This is a genomic window from Pedobacter sp. NO84, from assembly GCF_059703915.1.
On the sequence record NZ_AP046575.1, the window covers coordinates 2083766 to 2101919 of the forward strand.

At 37.7% G+C, this 18154-nt stretch carries 21 protein-coding genes; 7 read left to right on the forward strand and 14 right to left on the reverse strand.

All coding sequences use genetic code 11. The features are described 5' to 3' along the window. The first annotated feature begins 109 nt into the window (after positions 1-109). From AC6H0V_RS08885 to AC6H0V_RS08895, 3 genes are read left to right on the forward strand one after another with little or no spacing between them, the layout of a single operon-like run. Positions 110-1081 (forward strand): Gfo/Idh/MocA family oxidoreductase, encoded by a 972-nt coding sequence (locus tag AC6H0V_RS08885; protein ID WP_497559836.1) that lies wholly within the window; start codon positions 110-112, stop codon positions 1079-1081. Further along, a complete protein-coding gene (locus AC6H0V_RS08890) occupies positions 1081-2028 on the forward strand; it encodes a Gfo/Idh/MocA family protein (RefSeq protein ID WP_497559837.1) in 948 nt (315 codons plus the stop codon). The genes AC6H0V_RS08885 and AC6H0V_RS08890 overlap by 1 nt, the downstream gene beginning before the upstream one ends. Positions 2029-2079: 51 nt before the next feature. Further along, positions 2080-2748 (forward strand): SGNH/GDSL hydrolase family protein, encoded by a 669-nt coding sequence (locus AC6H0V_RS08895; protein ID WP_497559838.1) that lies wholly within the window; start codon positions 2080-2082, stop codon positions 2746-2748. Between the two features lie 37 nt (positions 2749-2785). On the opposite strand, the gene AC6H0V_RS08900 is transcribed toward AC6H0V_RS08895, so the two are convergent. From AC6H0V_RS08900 to AC6H0V_RS08915, 4 genes are all read right to left on the reverse strand, one after another. Next, complete coding sequence (locus AC6H0V_RS08900) at positions 2786-3790, reverse strand: cytochrome d ubiquinol oxidase subunit II (RefSeq protein WP_497559839.1); 1005 nt, start codon at positions 3788-3790, stop codon at positions 2786-2788. A 1-nt stretch (position 3791) separates the two neighbouring features. Further along, positions 3792-5117 carry a cytochrome ubiquinol oxidase subunit I gene (locus AC6H0V_RS08905; protein WP_497559840.1) on the reverse strand — a complete coding sequence of 442 codons (1326 nt, stop codon included), beginning with the start codon at positions 5115-5117 and terminating at the stop codon, positions 3792-3794. Positions 5118-5302: 185 nt separating this feature from the next. Next, positions 5303-6202 carry an MBL fold metallo-hydrolase gene (locus AC6H0V_RS08910; RefSeq protein ID WP_497559841.1) on the reverse strand — a complete coding sequence of 300 codons (900 nt, stop codon included), beginning with the start codon at positions 6200-6202 and terminating at the stop codon, positions 5303-5305. A 67-nt stretch (positions 6203-6269) separates the two neighbouring features. Further along, complete coding sequence (locus AC6H0V_RS08915; protein ID WP_497559842.1) at positions 6270-6476, reverse strand: hypothetical protein; 207 nt, start codon at positions 6474-6476, stop codon at positions 6270-6272. Between the two features lie 143 nt (positions 6477-6619). Between AC6H0V_RS08915 and AC6H0V_RS08920 the strand changes: the two genes are divergently transcribed. Continuing rightward, positions 6620-7690: an acyltransferase family protein gene (locus tag AC6H0V_RS08920; RefSeq protein WP_497559843.1), complete on the forward strand. Its 1071-nt coding sequence runs from the start codon at positions 6620-6622 to the stop codon at positions 7688-7690. Between the two features lie 169 nt (positions 7691-7859). Here the strand turns inward: AC6H0V_RS08920 and AC6H0V_RS08925 are convergent, their stop codons facing one another. Together AC6H0V_RS08925 and glmM are read right to left on the reverse strand one after the other, a co-directional pair. Beyond that, the gene (locus AC6H0V_RS08925; RefSeq protein WP_497559844.1) at positions 7860-9008 is read right to left on the reverse strand and encodes a cysteine desulfurase family protein; all 1149 of its coding nucleotides are present in this window, start codon (positions 9006-9008) and stop codon (positions 7860-7862) included. Positions 9009-9068: 60 nt separating this feature from the next. Next, the gene (glmM, locus tag AC6H0V_RS08930) at positions 9069-10457 is read right to left on the reverse strand and encodes a phosphoglucosamine mutase (RefSeq protein ID WP_497559845.1); all 1389 of its coding nucleotides are present in this window, start codon (positions 10455-10457) and stop codon (positions 9069-9071) included. Positions 10458-10693: 236 nt separating this feature from the next. Between glmM and AC6H0V_RS08935 the strand changes: the two genes are divergently transcribed. From AC6H0V_RS08935 to AC6H0V_RS08945, 3 genes are read left to right on the forward strand one after another with little or no spacing between them, the layout of a single operon-like run. Beyond that, positions 10694-11425, forward strand: coding sequence for a class I SAM-dependent methyltransferase (locus tag AC6H0V_RS08935; protein WP_497563370.1), 732 nt, complete (start codon positions 10694-10696; stop codon positions 11423-11425). Next, complete coding sequence (locus AC6H0V_RS08940; protein WP_497559846.1) at positions 11422-11985, forward strand: phosphatase PAP2 family protein; 564 nt, start codon at positions 11422-11424, stop codon at positions 11983-11985. Before AC6H0V_RS08935 ends, AC6H0V_RS08940 begins: the two co-directional genes overlap by 4 nt. Then, complete coding sequence (locus tag AC6H0V_RS08945; RefSeq protein ID WP_497559847.1) at positions 11985-12704, forward strand: ZIP family metal transporter; 720 nt, start codon at positions 11985-11987, stop codon at positions 12702-12704. The genes AC6H0V_RS08940 and AC6H0V_RS08945 overlap by 1 nt, the downstream gene beginning before the upstream one ends. 347 nt (positions 12705-13051) lie before the next feature. Here the strand turns inward: AC6H0V_RS08945 and AC6H0V_RS08950 are convergent, their stop codons facing one another. The 8 genes from AC6H0V_RS08950 to nusB all read right to left on the reverse strand — a co-directional run bounded on the left by AC6H0V_RS08950 (position 13052) and on the right by nusB (position 18094). Beyond that, positions 13052-13504 (reverse strand): MarR family winged helix-turn-helix transcriptional regulator, encoded by a 453-nt coding sequence (locus tag AC6H0V_RS08950; protein WP_497559848.1) that lies wholly within the window; start codon positions 13502-13504, stop codon positions 13052-13054. Next, positions 13479-13679: a C1orf53 family protein gene (locus AC6H0V_RS08955; RefSeq protein ID WP_497559849.1), complete on the reverse strand. Its 201-nt coding sequence runs from the start codon at positions 13677-13679 to the stop codon at positions 13479-13481. Before AC6H0V_RS08955 ends, AC6H0V_RS08950 begins: the two co-directional genes overlap by 26 nt. Next, on the reverse strand, positions 13679-14635 hold the full coding sequence (locus tag AC6H0V_RS08960; protein ID WP_497559850.1) for an exonuclease: 957 nt from the start codon (positions 14633-14635) through the stop codon (positions 13679-13681). Before AC6H0V_RS08960 ends, AC6H0V_RS08955 begins: the two co-directional genes overlap by 1 nt. Positions 14636-14650: 15 nt before the next feature. Beyond that, complete coding sequence (coaE, locus tag AC6H0V_RS08965) at positions 14651-15241, reverse strand: dephospho-CoA kinase (RefSeq protein ID WP_497559851.1); 591 nt, start codon at positions 15239-15241, stop codon at positions 14651-14653. 1 nt (position 15242) lies between these two features. Next, positions 15243-16190 carry a CdaR family protein gene (locus tag AC6H0V_RS08970; RefSeq protein ID WP_497559852.1) on the reverse strand — a complete coding sequence of 316 codons (948 nt, stop codon included), beginning with the start codon at positions 16188-16190 and terminating at the stop codon, positions 15243-15245. A 69-nt stretch (positions 16191-16259) separates the two neighbouring features. Continuing rightward, positions 16260-16574 (reverse strand): preprotein translocase subunit YajC, encoded by a 315-nt coding sequence (gene yajC / locus AC6H0V_RS08975; protein ID WP_497559853.1) that lies wholly within the window; start codon positions 16572-16574, stop codon positions 16260-16262. Between the two features lie 118 nt (positions 16575-16692). Then, complete coding sequence (locus tag AC6H0V_RS08980) at positions 16693-17127, reverse strand: DUF1573 domain-containing protein (protein ID WP_497559854.1); 435 nt, start codon at positions 17125-17127, stop codon at positions 16693-16695. A gap of 73 nt (positions 17128-17200) precedes the next feature. Beyond that, positions 17201-18094 carry a transcription antitermination factor NusB gene (gene nusB, locus AC6H0V_RS08985; protein ID WP_497559855.1) on the reverse strand — a complete coding sequence of 298 codons (894 nt, stop codon included), beginning with the start codon at positions 18092-18094 and terminating at the stop codon, positions 17201-17203. Positions 18095-18154: the final 60 nt, after the last annotated feature.

The following is an 18154-nucleotide window of genomic DNA, read 5'->3' on the forward strand; positions in this document are numbered from 1 at the left end:
AAATAATAGGAGTTCCAAAAAACATCTTCCATTACAGTGGTTTACCATTTGGTAAATAAGCGGAAACATAACTGGTAAAAATAATCCTCGTGGTTGAGAGCAATATAATATGACAATTTTACTTATAGGAGCAGGGCAGTTAGGAAGCCGGCATTTGCAGGGTTTACTTAAGTTACATCAGAAGCAAATCATATATGTAGTTGATCCATCTACATCATCTCTATCTACTACCAAGCAAAGAGCAGACGAGATTGATCATCTGCATGAGGTTATTTATTTAACTGACTGGGTATCATTACCTACAAAATTTGATCTATCAATCATTGCAACAAATTCTACTATCCGGGAGCAGCTAACGACCAAATTGTTGGAAGAATATACTGTTACCTATCTAATATTAGAAAAAGTTTTATTTCAGCAACCGGAAGCGTACGAAAGGGTATCAAAATTAATACAACAAAAAGGCACTAAAACTTGGGTAAACCATCCTAGGAGGATGTTTAAATCCTACCAGGAAATAAGAAAGATTATACAGGAAAGTAATGAACCACTAACCTTTCACGTAACTGCCGGAAATTTAGGATTGGGTTGCAACGGTCTCCATTATATCGACCTTTTTTCTTTTTTGACGGATTCGGTTTTAGAAAATTTGGATACAGACTGGCTAGACGACCATATTTTAGAAAGTAAACGGCAAAATTTTATTGAATTTACGGGGACACTAAAGGGAAACCTAAAAAACAACCATTATTTCACCATCAGCTCTTTCCGAGGGGAATCCACTCCTACAACAATAGCTATATCTTCTTCTTCAAATCGTTGGTTGATACAAGAAGGATCCATAAGCCATATCACGCGTTTATCTAAAGAAAATGGATTTAAAAGAAGCGAAACAACGTTTGACATGGAATATCAAAGCACACTTAGCACAAAACTCGCAAGTTCACTCTTTACTGCACAGCAATGTGATCTGCCAACTTATGAAGAAGCTAGTTCTGCCCATGTGCCCTTCATTACCGCACTTTTAAAAAAGTATAATCAAATAACTGGTTTAAACGCTAAAAGCTGCCCAATAACCTAATGGAAAAAATATTATTAATTGGAGCCGGTCCAATGGCTATAGCGTATGCTGATGTATTGAAAGCCATGAACAAAACTTTTACGGCAATAGGTAGAGGTCCGGCTTCAGCAGAAAATTTTAAACAACAAACAGGAGTAACACCAATTTTGGGAGGGCTATCTCCATTTCTCGCCCAAAACACATTAGATCAAGATACTGTAGCCATCATTGCTACCGGAACCGAAGTGTTAATGTCTGCCTTAATACTATTGTTAGACGCTGGGGTTACCCATATTTTAATCGAAAAGCCTGCAGCATTAAGCATTGAAGAACTAATAACTCAGGAGGCTAGATTAGCATCTATAGCTGATCACGTATTTGTAGGCTATAATAGGAGATTTTATGCATCCGTTCTCATGGCAGAAAAACTAATCGAAGAGGATGGCGGACTATTGTCTATGCATTTTGAATTTACTGAATGGTCGCATAAAATTGGACCGGCTACTAAAGCGCCTGGGGTCAAAGAGAACTGGTTTTTCTTAAATTCATCCCATGTTGTTGATTTGGCATTTTTTATGTCCGGCAAACCTGTAAATTGGAATGCCTATTCAAAAACTGGAACACTGTCTTGGCATGAAAAGTCTAATTTTGCCGGTGCTGGAATTACACAGAAGGATGTATTGTTTTCCTACCTATCAAATTGGGAAAGTGCTGGGAGGTGGGCGATAGAATTATTGACCCAAAATAGAAGGATTTATTTGAAGCCATTAGAAGGACTTAGTATACAATTGAAAGGAAGTCTTGCTTTAGATGAGCATCCGTTGGATGATACTTTGGACAAACAATTTAAACCAGGATTATATAAACAGGTTGAGGCATTCCTTTCTCCAGAAAAAAATATTAGATTAGTTAGTTTAGCAGAACAAATTAAAACTAGTAAAGATATTTATAGAAAGATTTTAAGCTAGTACAATTTTAAAATCCGATTGGTTAACCAAACAGAAAATTCAAACAATTAGGTGGATATTAATAGCAAATTTAAAGTATTAATCATAACTGATTCATTATCATTGCCTAGGCCCCATGAGGGGGGGGCAATCAAATATGAAGAAACTTATGTGAGTTTTTTGAAACGTGCTAATCCAGAAATGGAATTCATCCATGTTGGCATTGGTGCTGCTACATTACCAATGCTAAACAAGTTATGCACCTATTATGCCTATGCAGAGCCTTTGTTAGTAATTTTACAATGTGGTATTGTTGATTGCGCTCCCCGGGCCCTAAGCGAATTCGAATTGGTCTTGTTTAAAAAATTGCACTTATTACCGCTAATACTTCCATTTACCAAATTCCTAAGAAAACATAGAAAGTTGACCTACACAAAACCAAGCCGTTTTAAGGAGGCGTTAATCGAAATCAAAAATAAATTCGACGGAATTCCTGTGGTAGGCATTGGAATAATTCCGGCATGTGCCGAATACGAGGCTATTGTACCTGGAATTTCAAAAAATATTGAAATATACAACGCTATTTTAGCAGAAAATTTAGAATTTATCAGTAATGACGATTTTCCGAAAGATGGAATAATCAATGATTATCACCATTTAAGTGCACAAGGGCATGCTCTGATTTTTAGTAAATTGCAAAAAGTAATCGCATCTAAATTTCAAAGCATTAAACACAAGTAACGCTACTTTCTTTTAAAACGCTAAGAACTAGCTGAAGTTATTCTTCCTTCTGCTGAAACTTGTAAAAGAGATATCCCAAAAAAGGTAAAATGAGAACGCTTCCCAATACCAGTGCCCAGCCTAGGCTGTTTACTGTTTTAATAGGCGCGATACTTTCAAAAAGGGAAAGGGTATCTCCATTTTTTAATCGGATAAAATTTGGAAAGTGAGCATAGCTAATGGCAACCAAAATCATTGTAACCTGAAATCCAGCTAAAATTCTAAGCACTTTTGTCTTTCCCTTTAGCAAAAGGTACCACAGTAAAACGAGTGACAAACTCGCTAAAACAACGGCTGATAATGCGACATCATTTTTGAAAACCCAGGTAGTTAATGGAATTTGGTCTATTTTAGAGGCCATAAAAACAAGCAGCCCACATCCTACCGCAGCTATATTCATAAATTCTGCCTTTTTGATAAACCTTTTTTTATCTTCTTCAGCTTTGCTTTCTCCTATTAGATAAATGGCTGCCAAAAAGCCACACAATGCCACTGTAAACAAACCAACTGCAATTGAAAAGTAATTGAACCAACTTAGAATGTAAGCGCTAACAAAATCAGTTGCTCGTGGATCAATTTTCCCAGAGAGTACACTTCCTGCAATGATGCCTAAGAATAAGGGGGTAATAAAGCTTGAATAAATAAAAATCTTATTATAAACTTCCTGCATCTTGTCTTTAACAGCATCGTAATGCCTAAATACAAAAGCAGTTCCCCTCGCTATAATTCCAATAAGCATAATAGCTAGGGGAATATGCAAATAAATAGACATCGTACTATAGATTTTTGGGAAAGCTACAAACAATATTACGATGGTAATAATTAGCCACATATGGTTGGCTTCCCAAACCGGCCCAATTGCATGATACATCGTTTGGCGTGTTTTATTTCTGTTTTTATTGGAGGTAAATAGCTCGATAATTCCAGCACCAAAATCGGCACCGCCCAGCAAAAAGTAGAGCAATATGGCAAGGCATAAAAAAGCGATGATTATGTAATCCATCTTAAGTTGTATGAGTAGGTTGCTGGGTATACAATTTAGGCACCATCTTAATCTGTCGGTAAAGCAAAAAGACAACGATTACATTTAAAGAAGCATAAATAGCTGAGAATAAGTAAAAAGACCAGGCAATTCCGGGCATTGGTGTTACGGCATCTTTTGTTTTCATTATGCCATAAATAATCCATGGCTGCCGGCCTACTTCCGTTACTACCCAACCCGCTTCTAACGCGATATAACCTAGCGGAATGGCAAAAACAAATAATTTTAGGATCCACTTCCGATTTATAATTGACTTTTTTCGAAGTAATAGCATTAGGTAGAGAATCGAAATCAGCACCAGCAAACTTCCTATACCTACCATTAGTTGGAAGGCATAATGGGTTATGGCCACGGGTGGCTGTTCGTTTACGGGAATTTTATCCAAGCCCTTTACTTCAGCCTTGAAATTTCCATGCGCTAAAAAGCTGAGCGCTCCCGGGACTTCTATTGCCCCTTTTACTGTCTTATTTTTTTCGTTAACGATACCACCGATCAATAATGGTGCTGGCTTTTGGGTATGGTAAAGTGCTTCCATTGCCGCAAGTTTTGCGGGCTGCCTTTTGGCTACATCTTTGGCCGAAATATCACCACTGATTGGCTGTAAAATTGCTCCAATTGTGGCAAATACAACAGCAATCTTAAAAGCTTTATAGTGAAAATCGATGTTCTTTTTCTTGATGATCATTAACGCATGTACTCCAGCAACTGCAAAACCCGTGGCAGTAAATGCAGCCAGGCACATGTGAAGCGCTTGGGCAAACCAAGCTTTGTTAAACATGGCCGCAATGGGATCGATGTTAAGGTATTGACCATTCACAAAATCAAATCCCGCCGGACTATTCATCCACGCATTTGCAGCAACCACTAAAATTCCTGATGCCAGTCCACTCAGGCCTACAACCATACCCGTAAACCAATGAAACCATTTGTTGAGTTTATTCCATCCATAAAGAAAAAATCCTAATGCAATAGCCTCAATAAAAAACGCAGTACCTTCTAAGGAAAAGGGCATACCGAAAATTGGTCCGGCATGCTCCATAAACTTTGGCCATAACAAGCCCAGTTCAAAAGATAGCATAGTACCCGAAACCGCCCCAGTAGCAAAGAAAATCGCTACTCCCTTGCTCCATGCTTTTGTTATATTTTTATAAACTTCGTTGTTGGTTTTAAGCCATTTATAGTGGGATACGGCCATAAAAAAAGGCATCACCATGCCGATACAGGCATATATAATGTGGAAGCCCAAAGAGAGAGCCATCTGCGAACGAGCTGCTAAAAAATCATCCATGAGTTTGATTTACTATGCAAATATATCCCATTCACTATTGGCAATCTATTAAATACCAATAAAATAGAGCAGAAATTTTAATATAGAAAGGTTATAAATTAGTCGTGGGTCATTAGTCCTAAGTCCTGAGTTTGTTTAACGTTAAACTGACTCTGGACTTACGACTTAGGACCTAGGACTTGTGACTACCCTACAGTTAATTCCTGATAGGCAGCAGTTAAACTCCGTGCGATCCCCTCGCCTTGCCATTCGGGCGCACCGGGAATACTTGTAGCTTTTAAGAACTCTTCTTTGGTTTTTCCAGCTTTAATTTCAGCTGCTACAAAGGTGAGCAAAGATTGTAGGTAGTTTTGAAAAGCTTTAATATCATCCTTATTTCCGGTTATTTTTTCAGGATCTAAGGCATGCCCCCAAATAAATAAAGTATCACTGTCAAATTGGTTCTGGATTTTATCTAGAGCGGTAATCCAATTGCCAATATGGGCTCCATTTTCTTTATCAATGTAAGGATATCGGCGGTTAAATACCAAGTCGCCTACATGTACAATATTTGCATTTTCGAAATGGTATACTACATCACCATTGGTGTGACCAGAACCATAATAGTACGAACTTATTTTTTCTTTGCCCACTGGCGCTTTCCAACCTTTGCCAAAAGTAACGTCAGGGAAAAGCTGATTTGCTTCATTTTTGGCCTTTTCGGCCGCAAGTTTCTGATTTACCAATGAATTTTGATGGGCTACAACATGTTCTGCTAAACCTTTAAACGCAATGTTACCCGCTGTATGATCACCGTGGTGGTGGGTATTTAATAAATATTTAAAGGGCTTATCGCCTAATTTTTTCAATTCATCAATCACATGTGGCGCTGTAGTGGGGAATTGGGAATCTACCACTACAAATCCATTTTGTGAGTTTAACCATCCAATCGTACCACCTTGTTCGGTAAATACACCAACGTCATTACGAAGTGACTTAAACTGATAAGCTCTTGCCAAACTAGGGTTAGCAAATAGATCACTTTTATAAAAGGCAAGAGCCGCCATGGCCAATGCCGAAGTTTGGATAAACTGTCTTCTTTTCATAATAAATGAAGTTAAGCAATTTTGTCGATAGTCCATAGACTATGGACTATCGACTATGGTCTATAGACTAAATCCCTGTTCCTGGTGTGGTTCCTGGTTCGTGGCCAGCACCAAGAGAATTGTTAGTACGCCCGTGACTTTTCTCGAAGTTGCTGGTTACTTTCGAAGAAGAACTTTTTTCAATGTTTTCCTCGTGTCTAGGGGTATCTTGCTCTGTATCGGTTACCGAAGCATCTTTAACTACTTTACGGTCTTTTTCATTGTTATTTTCCATGATCTTGTTTTTTTAAGGTAAGGATATAACAACTCGATAGTTTATTTGTTTGCATTGGTTGGAGTCCTTTTATACCTTTATCGAGCACGAGCGGCGGGCAATGGGTTGCAGATTATTAGTGCAAGCATCAGAAAACAACTATCATGAAAAGACTTTACAATCTTGACTATTTAAGGGGTTTATCAGCATTTGGGATAATGATTTATCATTACCTGACTTGGACTTTAGGTAATTTTTCCTCAGATACTTTTATGGCCAGACTAGGCCTCTACGGGGTATCTATCTTTTATGTATTAAGCGGTCTTACGCTTTATCATGTATATTATCACAAAATGAAACCCTCAAAGGATGACGTTCTTTCTTTTTTCAAAAAACGAGCCTTTAGAATATTTCCCTTACTGTGGTTGGTAACGATTGTGTCTATCATGCTTTCGAGAAAAATGCCTGACTTTACAGATTTGTTTCTCAATCTTTCAGGAATTTTTGGATTCGTAAAATGGGACAAATCCTTCGCGCTTGGAGCATGGTCAATAGGAAATGAATTAGTCTTTTACGTGTTTTTCCCATTTTTTATGCTATTTATCAAAAGGTTTAAACCATTAATGATAGCATTGTCTTTAGCTATTTTCGCCCTTTATCTATACTTTCCATTGGTTGCGCTAAGTCCAAGTTTAACATTGAGTGAACAATGGGCAAATTATGTAAATCCACTAAATCAGGTTTTTCTTTTCCTTGGCGGATTTTTAATTGGTTTCTTTCTTCAAGACATCAAAATCAATAGCGCAATCATAATTACGTTATTACTATCTGGAATCGCATTATTTATTTTTTACCCCACCTCCGGCAGTGCAATTAGCTTGGTAACAGGAATAAACCGATTGATTTTTACAACTTGTTGTTTCGTAATCTGTATCTGCTTCTACAAGCTGACTTTAAAATTGCCCGTTTTAATACACAAGCCCCTGACATTATTAGGTGAGGCTAGCTATTCAGTGTATCTGCTTCACCCTATAATTTGGAAATTTGTAGGAATGGCATCGGGAATTTTCAGAAGACACATCTTCTATGTGCCTGAAAGAGTAAGCATGATCTTGGCAGTTACTCTTACCCTTATAGCCAGTTATTATGTGTATCACTATTTTGAAAAATATTTCATGAAACTTGGACAAACAAATAAGGATAAGCCATTAAAGCCTGCCTTATATAATTTGTAGTGGGCCGTTTATCTTAACGCAAAGGATGCGAAGAATTTCGCAAAGAACGCAAAGCTACAAGAAAAACACTAATCTTTTCTTCAGTTCTTTTTAGTTTATCATTCAGCTTTTTAAGTTGCTGTAAACCAACTCAAGACTTCGAAATGCAGACTACAGACTTAGGACTTCCTTACGCCAATGCACTCTGTTTAACCACCATTTTCACTTTTTCGATCACATAATCCAACTCTTCTTTGGTAGTGTATTTACTAAATGAAAAACGCACAGAGGGGCGGTTTGGATCAGCTTTAATGCCATTCAGCACATGCGAGCCTATGTTTGATCCTGAAGAACAGGCGCTTCCACCAGATGCACAAATTCCATTAATATCCAAGTTGAAAAGCAACATATCCGCCATATCCATTTCCGGAAAAGAAACATTTAATACCGTGTATAAACTTTTTGTTGGATCTGTTTCACCATTGAAGGCAATGCCTGGTATTTCGGCAATTAATTGTTCTTTAAGATAATCTTTTAAACCTTGAATATAATTGTGGTGCTCATCCATTTCAGCATAAGCAATTTCTAAAGCTTTAGACAGGCCAACAATTCCGTATACATTTTCGGTACCGCCACGCATGTTGCGTTCTTGTGCTCCTCCATAGATCATTGGTGAAATTTTTATATTGCTATTCACATATAAGAACCCTACTCCTTTTGGTCCATGCAATTTATGCGCAGCACAAACTATAAAATGAGCCTTTAATTTACGTACATCATGTGTGTAATGTCCCATGGTTTGAACGGTATCAGCATGGTAAATAGCGTTATACTTTTCGCAAAGATCTCCAACTTTTTCCATGTCAGTGAGCGTTCCGAGCTCGTTATTTGCATGCATTAATGATACAAACGAACGTTCATTATTTTGAAGCAGTTCTTCTAAATGATCATAATCTATCCCACCCTTTTCGTCTATATTAACAAAACTTAGCTTATCAATTACACCTTCTTTAAGCATCATCCCTAAAGTGTGCTCTACGGCATGGTGTTCTATTTTGGAAGTGATGGCGTGTTTAATACCGTAAGCAGCAATACCACAACGAATGGCGGTGTTATCAGCTTCGGTGCCACCAGAGGTGAAAAAAATCTCAGATGGAGACGCATTTAACAATCCAGAAACTGTTTTCCTAGCCTTTTCAACCAATGTTCTTACTTCTCTCCCTAACGCATGGATTGCAGATGGATTTCCATAGAAATTCTGCATCACATTTGTCATTTCATCGATAACAGCGGGATCTAAAGGTGTGGTTGCGGCATTATCTAAATAAACTCTTTTCATAAAAAATTGATTTCACCGATTAAATTGATTTCACCGATTGAAGTGATTTCAAGGATTGAGTTAATTAAGTTTTAATATTTCTTTAATGTCTGAAATGATCTTATTCGCTAGATTTTCAGCGATGGTTTCATTTTCAGCTTCGCTATATATTCTTATGATCGGTTCGGTATTTGAGCGGCGTAAGTGTACCCATTGGTTTTCAAAATCGATTTTAAGGCCATCGATTGTGCTACATTTCTCCGCTTTATATTTTTCATGCACTTTAACCAACAACGCATCAATATCCATTTCTGGGGTAAGCGTAATCTTGTTTTTAGAGATAAAGTACGCTGGATAAGTACTCCTAAGCACAGAAATTGTAGTGCCAGCTTTTGCTAAGTGCGACAAAAACAAAGCTATTCCAACCAAGGCATCTCTTCCGTAGTGCAGTTCTGGATAAATGATACCGCCATTTCCTTCGCCACCAATAATGGCATTGGTAGCTTTCATTTGGTTTACCACATTAACCTCACCAACAGCCGCAGCATGGTATTGACCTCCTGCTTTTTCGGTAACATCTCTTAATGCACGGGTTGAAGATAGGTTTGAGACTGAATTACCGGGAGTGTTCTTCAAAATATAATCGGCCACTGCCACTAATGTATATTCTTCTCCAAACATGGTCCCATCTTCATTTACAAAACATAGACGATCTACATCAGGATCAACCACAATGCCTAAGTCGGCCCTTTTTGACTGTACAACCTTTGCTATCTCTGTTAAATTCTCAGGTAAAGGTTCAGGGTTGTGCGGAAATTCTCCGTTTGGCGTACAGTAAAGTTCAAATACGGTTTCGACCCCTAAAGCTTGAAGCAATGCAGGCACGAAAATACCCCCGCTAGAATTTACACAATCGATCGCAATTTTAAAATTTGCTTTTTTAATGGCCTCAACATCTACCAATGGAAGTGCTAAAATAACATCAATGTGCTTTTGGAGGTACGAATCATTGGCGGTTACCTTGCCAAGCTCATTTACGTCCGCAAAAGAAAAATCAGCATTTTCTGCTATATCAAGAACTTCTTTACCATCAGCATCGCTAATAAATTCCCCTTTTTCGTTAAGGAGTTTTAAGGCATTCCACTGTTTTGGGTTATGGCTTGCCGTTAAAATTATCCCCCCACCAGCTTGCTCCATCGGGACTGCGATTTCAACCGTAGGTGTTGTGGAAAGGCCAAGATCAATTACTTCGATACCCAAACCCTGCAATGTGCCAATTACTAAATGATTCACCATTTCACCAGAAATACGGGCATCGCGACCGAGAACAATCTTTTTATTCTGTGTTTTGTTGATTACCCATGAGCCGTAGGCAGCAGTAAATTTTACAATGTCGATTGGAGTTAACCCATCACCAGATTTTCCCCCAATGGTACCCCTTATTCCGGATATAGATTTTATTAAAGTCAAGTTTTATAAATTTTAGCAAAAATAAGAAAAAAAGTTGAGCAAAGCAGAAAGCATACAGAGTAAAGAGGAAAGCCTAGATACGTATTGAGCGTGGGGCATGGAGCGAAGGGCCTGAGATGAATCAGTCGCCGAACATCCATTTTCCATTTCCCATTTCCCGTATTCCATTTTCCATCTTACATTTCCATCTCATAATGCTATATTTGCTCATCACTAAACGTAAACAGATCATCGTAATGCAGAGAAAATGGTTTCAATATTGGTTCAATTCTCCTTATTATCATATTCTTTATAGTCAGCGAAACGATGAAGAGGCAGAATTTCTAATCGACAACCTATCTGCCTACCTCAAACCATCCGTAAATAGCAGGATTTTAGATATCGCTTGTGGCAGAGGCCGACATGCCATTTATCTTAACAAAAAGGGATACGATGTTACCGGAATCGATTTATCAGAACAGAGTATCAAATATGCGCAGCAGTTTGAGCAAAAAAATCTACATTTTTATGTTCATGATATGCGAAAGCTATCCTACATCAATTACTTCGACATTTCTTTAAATTTATTCACGAGTTTTGGATATTTCGACACCGAGAAAGACCATGTAAATGCATTAAAGGCCTTTAGAAAGGGCTTAAAGCATGACGGAACGTTGATTATCGATTATTTTAATACCCAAAAAATTATTAAAAATCTTACCAATCAGGAAACCAAAAGCGTGGATGGGATTGAATTTCATTTACATAAATTTGTGTCTGAAGGTAAGATTATAAAGCATATCAATTTTGAGCATAGATTAAAGGTGTACGCGTTTGAAGAGCGTGTACAGGCATTTTTTCTGGCAGATTTTGAACGGATGTTACAGAAAAGTGGATTGGCAATAGTTGAAACTTTTGGAAATTACGCTTTACAACCCTTTGATGAAATTAAATCAGACCGTTTAATCCTTGTTTGTAAAAAGGCATGATCACAGAGTTGCAGCAATTTGATGCCGACCTATTCCTAAAAATTCATCGCGGATTGAGCAATGATTTTTTTGATGCGGTAATGCCTTTGCTAAGAAATCGTTTTTTTTGGGCACCACTTTATATTTTTATAGTTGCTTTCTGTATCAAACAGTTTAAGAAAAGAGGATATTATATTATTGGGATGCTGTTAATAACTTTTGCCATGGGCGATTTAATAGCTTCAAGAATAATTAAACCTACGGTGGGGAGGATTAGACCCTGTAATGAAATAAGTTTAGCCAATAAGATAATCCATAGGGTGCCCTGTGGAAGTGGGTATAGTTTTCCTTCTTCTCATGCAACTAATCATTTTGCCATTGCAATTTTTTTAATCTGTTTATTTTACAAACAATGGAAGCCTATTTTACCTTTAGGTTTAGGCTGGGCATTTATGATCAGTTTTGCGCAGATTTATGTTGGTGTCCATTATCCTTTGGATACGATCTTCGGGGCACTATTGGGCATTTGTATTGGTTTGTTTACTTTTTATCTTTATAAAAAAATACCCGTTAAAGAGTAATGGAAATCTGGAAGTTACTAGTATTGTTTTTTTGTGCTTTTTTAGGCGGATTATCCATTTTTTTAGTTAAGAATGATAAAGCCCAACTGCTTAAACTTATTCTTTCATTTAGTGGAGCGTATTTATTTGCCATTACGGTTTTGCACCTCATCCCTGATGCCTATAGCGGAAGCGATAAAGGTCAGATTGGTATTTTTATTCTTATCGGGTTCCTTTTTCAAGTATTCTTAGAGCAATTTTCTGAGGGTGTTGAACATGGCCATATCCATAAACATCATGATGGACATGCGTTTCCGTGGGGGATTATGATCAGCTTATGTTTGCATGCTTTTTTAGAAGGAATGCCACTAGCAAAAGACCAAAACAACGAATTAATTTTTGGCATTGCCCTACATCATATCCCTGCAGCATTCGCGTTAGCAAGTATATTGGTTCAAAACCACTTTAAATCTAAAGGTGTGGTATTTTACATCAGTATTTTTGCGATTATGGCCCCAGTAGGTTATTATTTTAGCATTAGCTTAAGTAATGGCAGCATTAGTGGCATGGAACCTTATTTTAACAAAGTGATGGGAATAGTAATTGGGATTTTTCTGCATATCTCTACCACTATTTTATTTGAATCAAGTGCAGATCACATCATCAACAAACGAAAGATGTTAGCTGTTCTCCTCGGAATTGGGGTAGCTTTGGTAGGGTTTTATACGGCAGGGCATTAGGAAGATGATTACACAGATTTCGCTTCGCGGATGATTACACAGATTATAAGATTACACTGATTTTCAGTAACTTGATGGGTTAAGTTATCGGACTCCCGGACTCCCGGATTTTTCGCTTCGCGGTTGATTACACCGATTTCGCTTCGCGGATGATTACACAGATTATAAGATTACACTGATTTTCAGTAACTTGATGGGTTAAGTTATCGGACTCCCGGATTTTTCGCTTCGCGGATGATTACACAGATTAAAAGATTACACCGATTTTCAGTAACTTGATGGGTTAAATTATTTCGGACTCCCGGACTCCCGGACTCCCGGACTCCCGGACTCCCGGACTCCCACCCCTATCCCCTCATCTTATCCAACAAGACATTCAATTGTTCTGCCTCTTCTTCATTAAGGTTTGGTGCCACTAGTGCCGAAAAATCAACCTCTTTATCCAATTTTCTAAGTAAGGCTAGTCCTCTTTCTGCAATAATGATGTCTACAGCTCGTTTATCGTATGAATTAGGCGTTTTTTCGGCATACGACTTAGATATCAAGCGATCTACAATTCTTGAAGTGTCACTACTTTTATCTAAGATGCGAGCCTTGATATGATTAATTGTAGATGGACTGGGATATTGCCTTCTTAAAATACTGAGCACATTGTATTGTTGTTGCGTAATATCATAAGGCAACAAAATGTCTTTAACTCGTTGGCTGCTCCAATGGCAGGTAAATATTACATTGATTAATGCTTGTTGAAATATATTATCAAATTTTGAAACTTTAAGTTCCTTCTTTATTTGCGTCATTCTCGTTGAGAGGTTTAATGGTTAGATTCGGGGCATCTTGACCATTTTCTTTCCCATAATTCCACGGACAATGTTTGCACTTGTTTTTACAGCAGTATCCTCTTTTTAGATGATAGGCCGCCGTAAATACCATTAGACCCTGTTTATTGAAATAATAATCAATCCCTTCTACCATTAATTAAGCAATTTAACGACCAAATTAGACCCAAAGTAATTTTGCAATTGCGTTCCACTCCCATGGGTTGTCCACACTTCTTTGGGCGATACGTTCTCAATTGTTTTTAGGATTGCTTTCCAATCCACATGATCAGAAATATACACTTGAACCGCATTGTTATGCTGTAAATGCTTCCACCCTGTGACAAATATTCTAACCACATTGATAGCTTTGATATAACTATTAAAAACCATAGGGGGTACAATATAAATCAGGTCTAATTGATTATTTTTCATCACCTTCCTATCATAGACCTCATATTTACCCAATTCAACACCATACTGTTCGTAAATTTTAACAAAGGGCATAATGCTATGGTGTACCAAAATCCTCTTTTGTGGGCAATGCTGATTGATCATGGCAATTAGCCTTTGACTTTTCCCTAAAGCATAAGCGCCTAGCATTATATTTGATGTTACCTCGTTTAATTTTTTGATCTCCTCAACTGCTATAGGATGTTCGGTTGCAGGATTTGCAAAGGTAGTTTCAGTAATAAGTACATCGGCCTTTACCAATTCGATAGGCTCACAAGTAGAGTCTTCTTCCAACTTATAATCGCCCGTATAAAGATAACTTACCCCATTATATTTCATCAGTACCAGCGCCGAACCTAAAATATGCCCCGCAGGATAAAACGTTATTTCGACTCCGTTTAGACTAAATGGTTGGTGATAAGGCTTGATTTGAAATTCAGCAGCAGCAAATTTTTTATACCTGTGCCTCATGAAAGTGGCGGTAGCCTCGGTACAGTAAACATGCTGATTGCCCCCAACTGCGTGGTCGCCATGCGCATGAGAAATTACCGCGTTAACCATCGGCTCTTTCGGATCTAAATAGAAATCCCCATACCTACAAAACAATCCGATTTTAGTTTGAACAATAAAATCTGCACTAATTTCTTTTAAATCTGACATGTATATCTGGCGCAATTAAAGGCGTAAAAACTGATGGTGTAAGGCTAACACTTGTGCAATCACCGACTCATTTTCTGTATTCTCGATAAAATAATCAGCCATTTTTGCCTTTTGTTCGTCTGTAAACTGTTTATCCATTCTGGCCAACACCTGCGCTTCAGTTACGTCATCCCGCTGCATCACTCTGTGTAATTTTAGGGTTTGAGAAGACCTTACCAAAATATTTTTATCGCACATCTGGTAGGAACCACTTTCAAATAATAAAGCCGCTTCTTTAAGGATGTAGGGCACGGTTGGGGCAACGGATTGTACCCAAACATCAAATGCCCTAAAAACGGCCGGATGAACCAGGGCATTTAATTTTTCGAGTTCGGTTTTATTCTCGAAAACAATAGTTGCGATATGCTTATTGTTCAACATCCCTTCAGGACTATAACTTGCCGTACCGAATGTGGTTTTAACTCCGTCTATTAAGATAGGATCAGTGATCATTAGTTGTTTAGCAGCGGTATCCGCATAAAAAACGGGAATGCCAAGGGTTTCAAATACCCTGCATACCGTGGTTTTTCCACTCCCAATCCCACCCGTTATTCCTACTTTTAACATTTTATTTTTCGATGATAAAGTTAATTTTGTTCGGTATCACACTTATTAATTTGCAGTAGGGAGGAAAACGGCTAATCTTCACGGTAAACTTATGATGGCCCAATTGTTTCCATTCGTTTACATCAACAACGGCTTCAATAAAGTCCTCGTCAAGCTCCTGATAGCTAGATAGGGCAACCAAAAAAGTTACAGCTACCTTTTTAGGATAAAGTTTAAGGTCGTAAAAATCAGAATTATTAATAATCTTTAACGGAACTTCAATTGTTTTTTCTGTAAACTCGTCTACAGGGATCTTTACCCCTACACTAGTAGGATAAATACTTACATTATTAGAAAGATTTTGCTTAATTGAAATCCTGGTAGAAGTAGGTTGTTGCAGATCAGCCAGTTTTAACGTATCTGTTTCCCAAAACGTAATTTTAGAGAGCTCCTCTTGTGGTCCGGAGATATTTACGTATGCAGGGGTTAATTGAATTCTGCTCGAAACTTCATGTTGCTTTCGAAAACTAAGTTTTGATATCAATTTCAATGGAACACGCTTGGTAGATCTTTTGGAAAAATCGAAATAAAGGGTATCGGGGTTAATGGAGATAACCTTTTGCGACGATTCTAATTGCCTGTTAACTTCTGATAATTGTTCGGAAAAAACGATGTAATTATGGGTATTCAGCTTTGCCAAGCTAACCATTATGGTTTGGGGGTTGATGTGGAGCCTCGAAAATAAAAGCTGCCATCCCGTTCCCTCTATTTTAAGATCAACGATATCAGGTTGCAAGGCTTTAAATGCCTTTCTTTGGGGTTCGTCTTTATAAATTAGTTGTGTTTTAACCGTATAGGGATATTTATTATCCAATGCGATAAATAGCCAAGTAGCGATGGCACCCAATAAACAAATGGTGAGCACTACAAATCTCTTACGTTCTACCTTGCTTAATTTGATAATTGGCATGATGTAAAATTACAAAAAAAAGCCGTGCTCCCGCAATAACGGAAGAACGGCTTTCCTATAAACCTTTAGTTATGCTTTTGCTGGATTAGTAGCAGCTTTTGTAGCTTCTAAAGAAACAGCAGATTTATCGAAACGGATTTTTGATCCACCCTCTACTTCAATTAAAAAAGTAGTGTCGTTTGATCCAATGATTTTACCATGGATCCCTGCCGTGGTTACGATTTTATCCCCTATTTTAAGTGCTTCTACTAATTTTTTGTGGTCTTTGGCTTTTTTTACCTGAGGTCTGATCATGAAAAAATAGAACACGACCATAATTGCCACTAGGAACCCAATGTTCATTGTGTTGCCGCTCAATCCCTGTAATAATACTGTTGATGTCATTTTATGTTTATTGTTAATGTGAACTTTTATATGGTCGATAGCTGATGGACCATGGTCGATGGCCGTGATGCATAAGCGCCCAGACTATAGACTATCGACTATGGACTATCGACTCTCTCTACTGCTTCTCCTTCACCTCGCCCACAAGATGCAGTTTTTCTGCTTCAGGATTAGCATTGGAAGTAATCGTTACTATTTTATCTTGCATTCCTGATTTACCTTCGCTATTAAATATTACTTTAATAATTCCTTCTTCCCCAGGTTTAACTGGAGCAACGGGAAATTCGGGAACAGTACATCCACATGTTGCAGTTGCATTGGTGATGATCAAAGGTGTTTTACCTGTATTTTTAAATTTGAAATCAAAATGAACTTTTTCACCCTGTGTAATTACACCAAAGTCATAGATTGTCTTTTCGAATTTAACTTTCGGTGCATCTTCGGCTAACACTCCGCCGGTTACTGCGGCTACCTTTTCATCGGTTTTAGATTGATTTTGTGTGCATGCTGCAAATGTGAGTACAGCCAATGTTATAATTAATATCTTTTTCATTTTCTATGTTCTTGCGTAAAGCGTAGTCGTTATGCGTTCAAAACGCCATACGCTTAACGCCTAACAGTTTTATTTATTCTTCAATAAGGCCTCTGCCTATTTTCTTAATACTATTTGTTCTTTTAAGGTCGCTTAAAATTTTATCTAAGATACCGTTTATAAACGAATTACTTTTCGGGGTACTGTAATCTTTAGAAAGTTCCAGATATTCGTTGATGGTTACCTTAACAGGGATAGAGGGAAAATTCATCAACTCGCAAATGGCCATTTTCATTAAAATTGTATCCATTAAGGCAATTCTCTCCGATTCCCAGTTTTTTGTGCGTTCGGCGATCAACTCTTGATAGGCATTGTCATTTTTTAAGGTATGAACAAACAGATCCTTCACAAATTTGCTATCCTCGTCCCAATCTGCACTGATGGGTGTTAAGCTATTTTTGAAAGGATCTTCTGAGGTAAAGTTTTTTAATGTTTTGGCAATCATGCCCTGCATCACTTCACGATCAACCGACCAATTGATAAATCTATCTTCAAATGCTTGAACGATATTTAGGTTTTTAAGCAGGATTTTGCGGAAGATAAATTTGATGATCTCTTTTGAACTTTCAAGAGTTTCATCCTTTTCTTCCAAATAAGCAGCATATTCTTTCGAATCTTTCAGCTTATTGAAGATGGTTTTTACAAGTTCTGGATCGGCATGCCAATTAACCTGGTATTTATTAACTGCAGCCACATATGCGGGATTTTGTTTCAGTACAACAGCAAATTTATTGTGCAATAATTTTTGGTTCGGACTTAAATCTTCGGCAGTAGGCAAGTGTTTATTTGCTCTTTCGATTGCGTCATTTGCAGTGTACTCGGTAACATCAACCAACAGCGCTAGCATACGAATATACATTTCGTAAACACTGTCTATACTTTGCATTAAAGTTTTCTGACTGCTTAGCGTATCTTTTTTATCTGTCATGTGCCAAGCAAAAATATTTTGCAAAGCTTTAATTCTGAGGTGCCTTCTATTTAACATGAA

Coding starts and splice junctions, on each gene's coding strand:
- AC6H0V_RS08970 (WP_497559852.1), bottom strand. CDS start 16,190: ATGCCAATTATCAAATTAAGCAAGGTAGAACGTAAGAGATTTGTAGTG.
- AC6H0V_RS08925 (WP_497559844.1), bottom strand. CDS start 9,008: ATGAAAAGAGTTTATTTAGATAATGCCGCAACCACACCTTTAGATCCC.
- AC6H0V_RS08960 (WP_497559850.1), bottom strand. CDS start 14,635: ATGTCAGATTTAAAAGAAATTAGTGCAGATTTTATTGTTCAAACTAAA.
- nusB (WP_497559855.1), bottom strand. CDS start 18,094: ATGACAGATAAAAAAGATACGCTAAGCAGTCAGAAAACTTTAATGCAA.
- AC6H0V_RS08915 (WP_497559842.1), bottom strand. CDS start 6,476: ATGGAAAATAACAATGAAAAAGACCGTAAAGTAGTTAAAGATGCTTCG.
- AC6H0V_RS08950 (WP_497559848.1), bottom strand. CDS start 13,504: ATGACGCAAATAAAGAAGGAACTTAAAGTTTCAAAATTTGATAATATA.
- yajC (WP_497559853.1), bottom strand. CDS start 16,574: ATGACATCAACAGTATTATTACAGGGATTGAGCGGCAACACAATGAAC.
- AC6H0V_RS08955 (WP_497559849.1), bottom strand. CDS start 13,679: ATGGTAGAAGGGATTGATTATTATTTCAATAAACAGGGTCTAATGGTA.
- AC6H0V_RS08910 (WP_497559841.1), bottom strand. CDS start 6,202: ATGAAAAGAAGACAGTTTATCCAAACTTCGGCATTGGCCATGGCGGCT.
- AC6H0V_RS08920 (WP_497559843.1), top strand. CDS start 6,620: ATGAAAAGACTTTACAATCTTGACTATTTAAGGGGTTTATCAGCATTT.
- AC6H0V_RS08885 (WP_497559836.1), top strand. CDS start 110: ATGACAATTTTACTTATAGGAGCAGGGCAGTTAGGAAGCCGGCATTTG.
- AC6H0V_RS08945 (WP_497559847.1), top strand. CDS start 11,985: ATGGAAATCTGGAAGTTACTAGTATTGTTTTTTTGTGCTTTTTTAGGC.
- AC6H0V_RS08980 (WP_497559854.1), bottom strand. CDS start 17,127: ATGAAAAAGATATTAATTATAACATTGGCTGTACTCACATTTGCAGCA.
- AC6H0V_RS08905 (WP_497559840.1), bottom strand. CDS start 5,117: ATGGATGATTTTTTAGCAGCTCGTTCGCAGATGGCTCTCTCTTTGGGC.
- AC6H0V_RS08890 (WP_497559837.1), top strand. CDS start 1,081: ATGGAAAAAATATTATTAATTGGAGCCGGTCCAATGGCTATAGCGTAT.
- AC6H0V_RS08940 (WP_497559846.1), top strand. CDS start 11,422: ATGATCACAGAGTTGCAGCAATTTGATGCCGACCTATTCCTAAAAATT.
- AC6H0V_RS08900 (WP_497559839.1), bottom strand. CDS start 3,790: ATGGATTACATAATCATCGCTTTTTTATGCCTTGCCATATTGCTCTAC.
- AC6H0V_RS08935 (WP_497563370.1), top strand. CDS start 10,694: ATGCAGAGAAAATGGTTTCAATATTGGTTCAATTCTCCTTATTATCAT.
- coaE (WP_497559851.1), bottom strand. CDS start 15,241: ATGTTAAAAGTAGGAATAACGGGTGGGATTGGGAGTGGAAAAACCACG.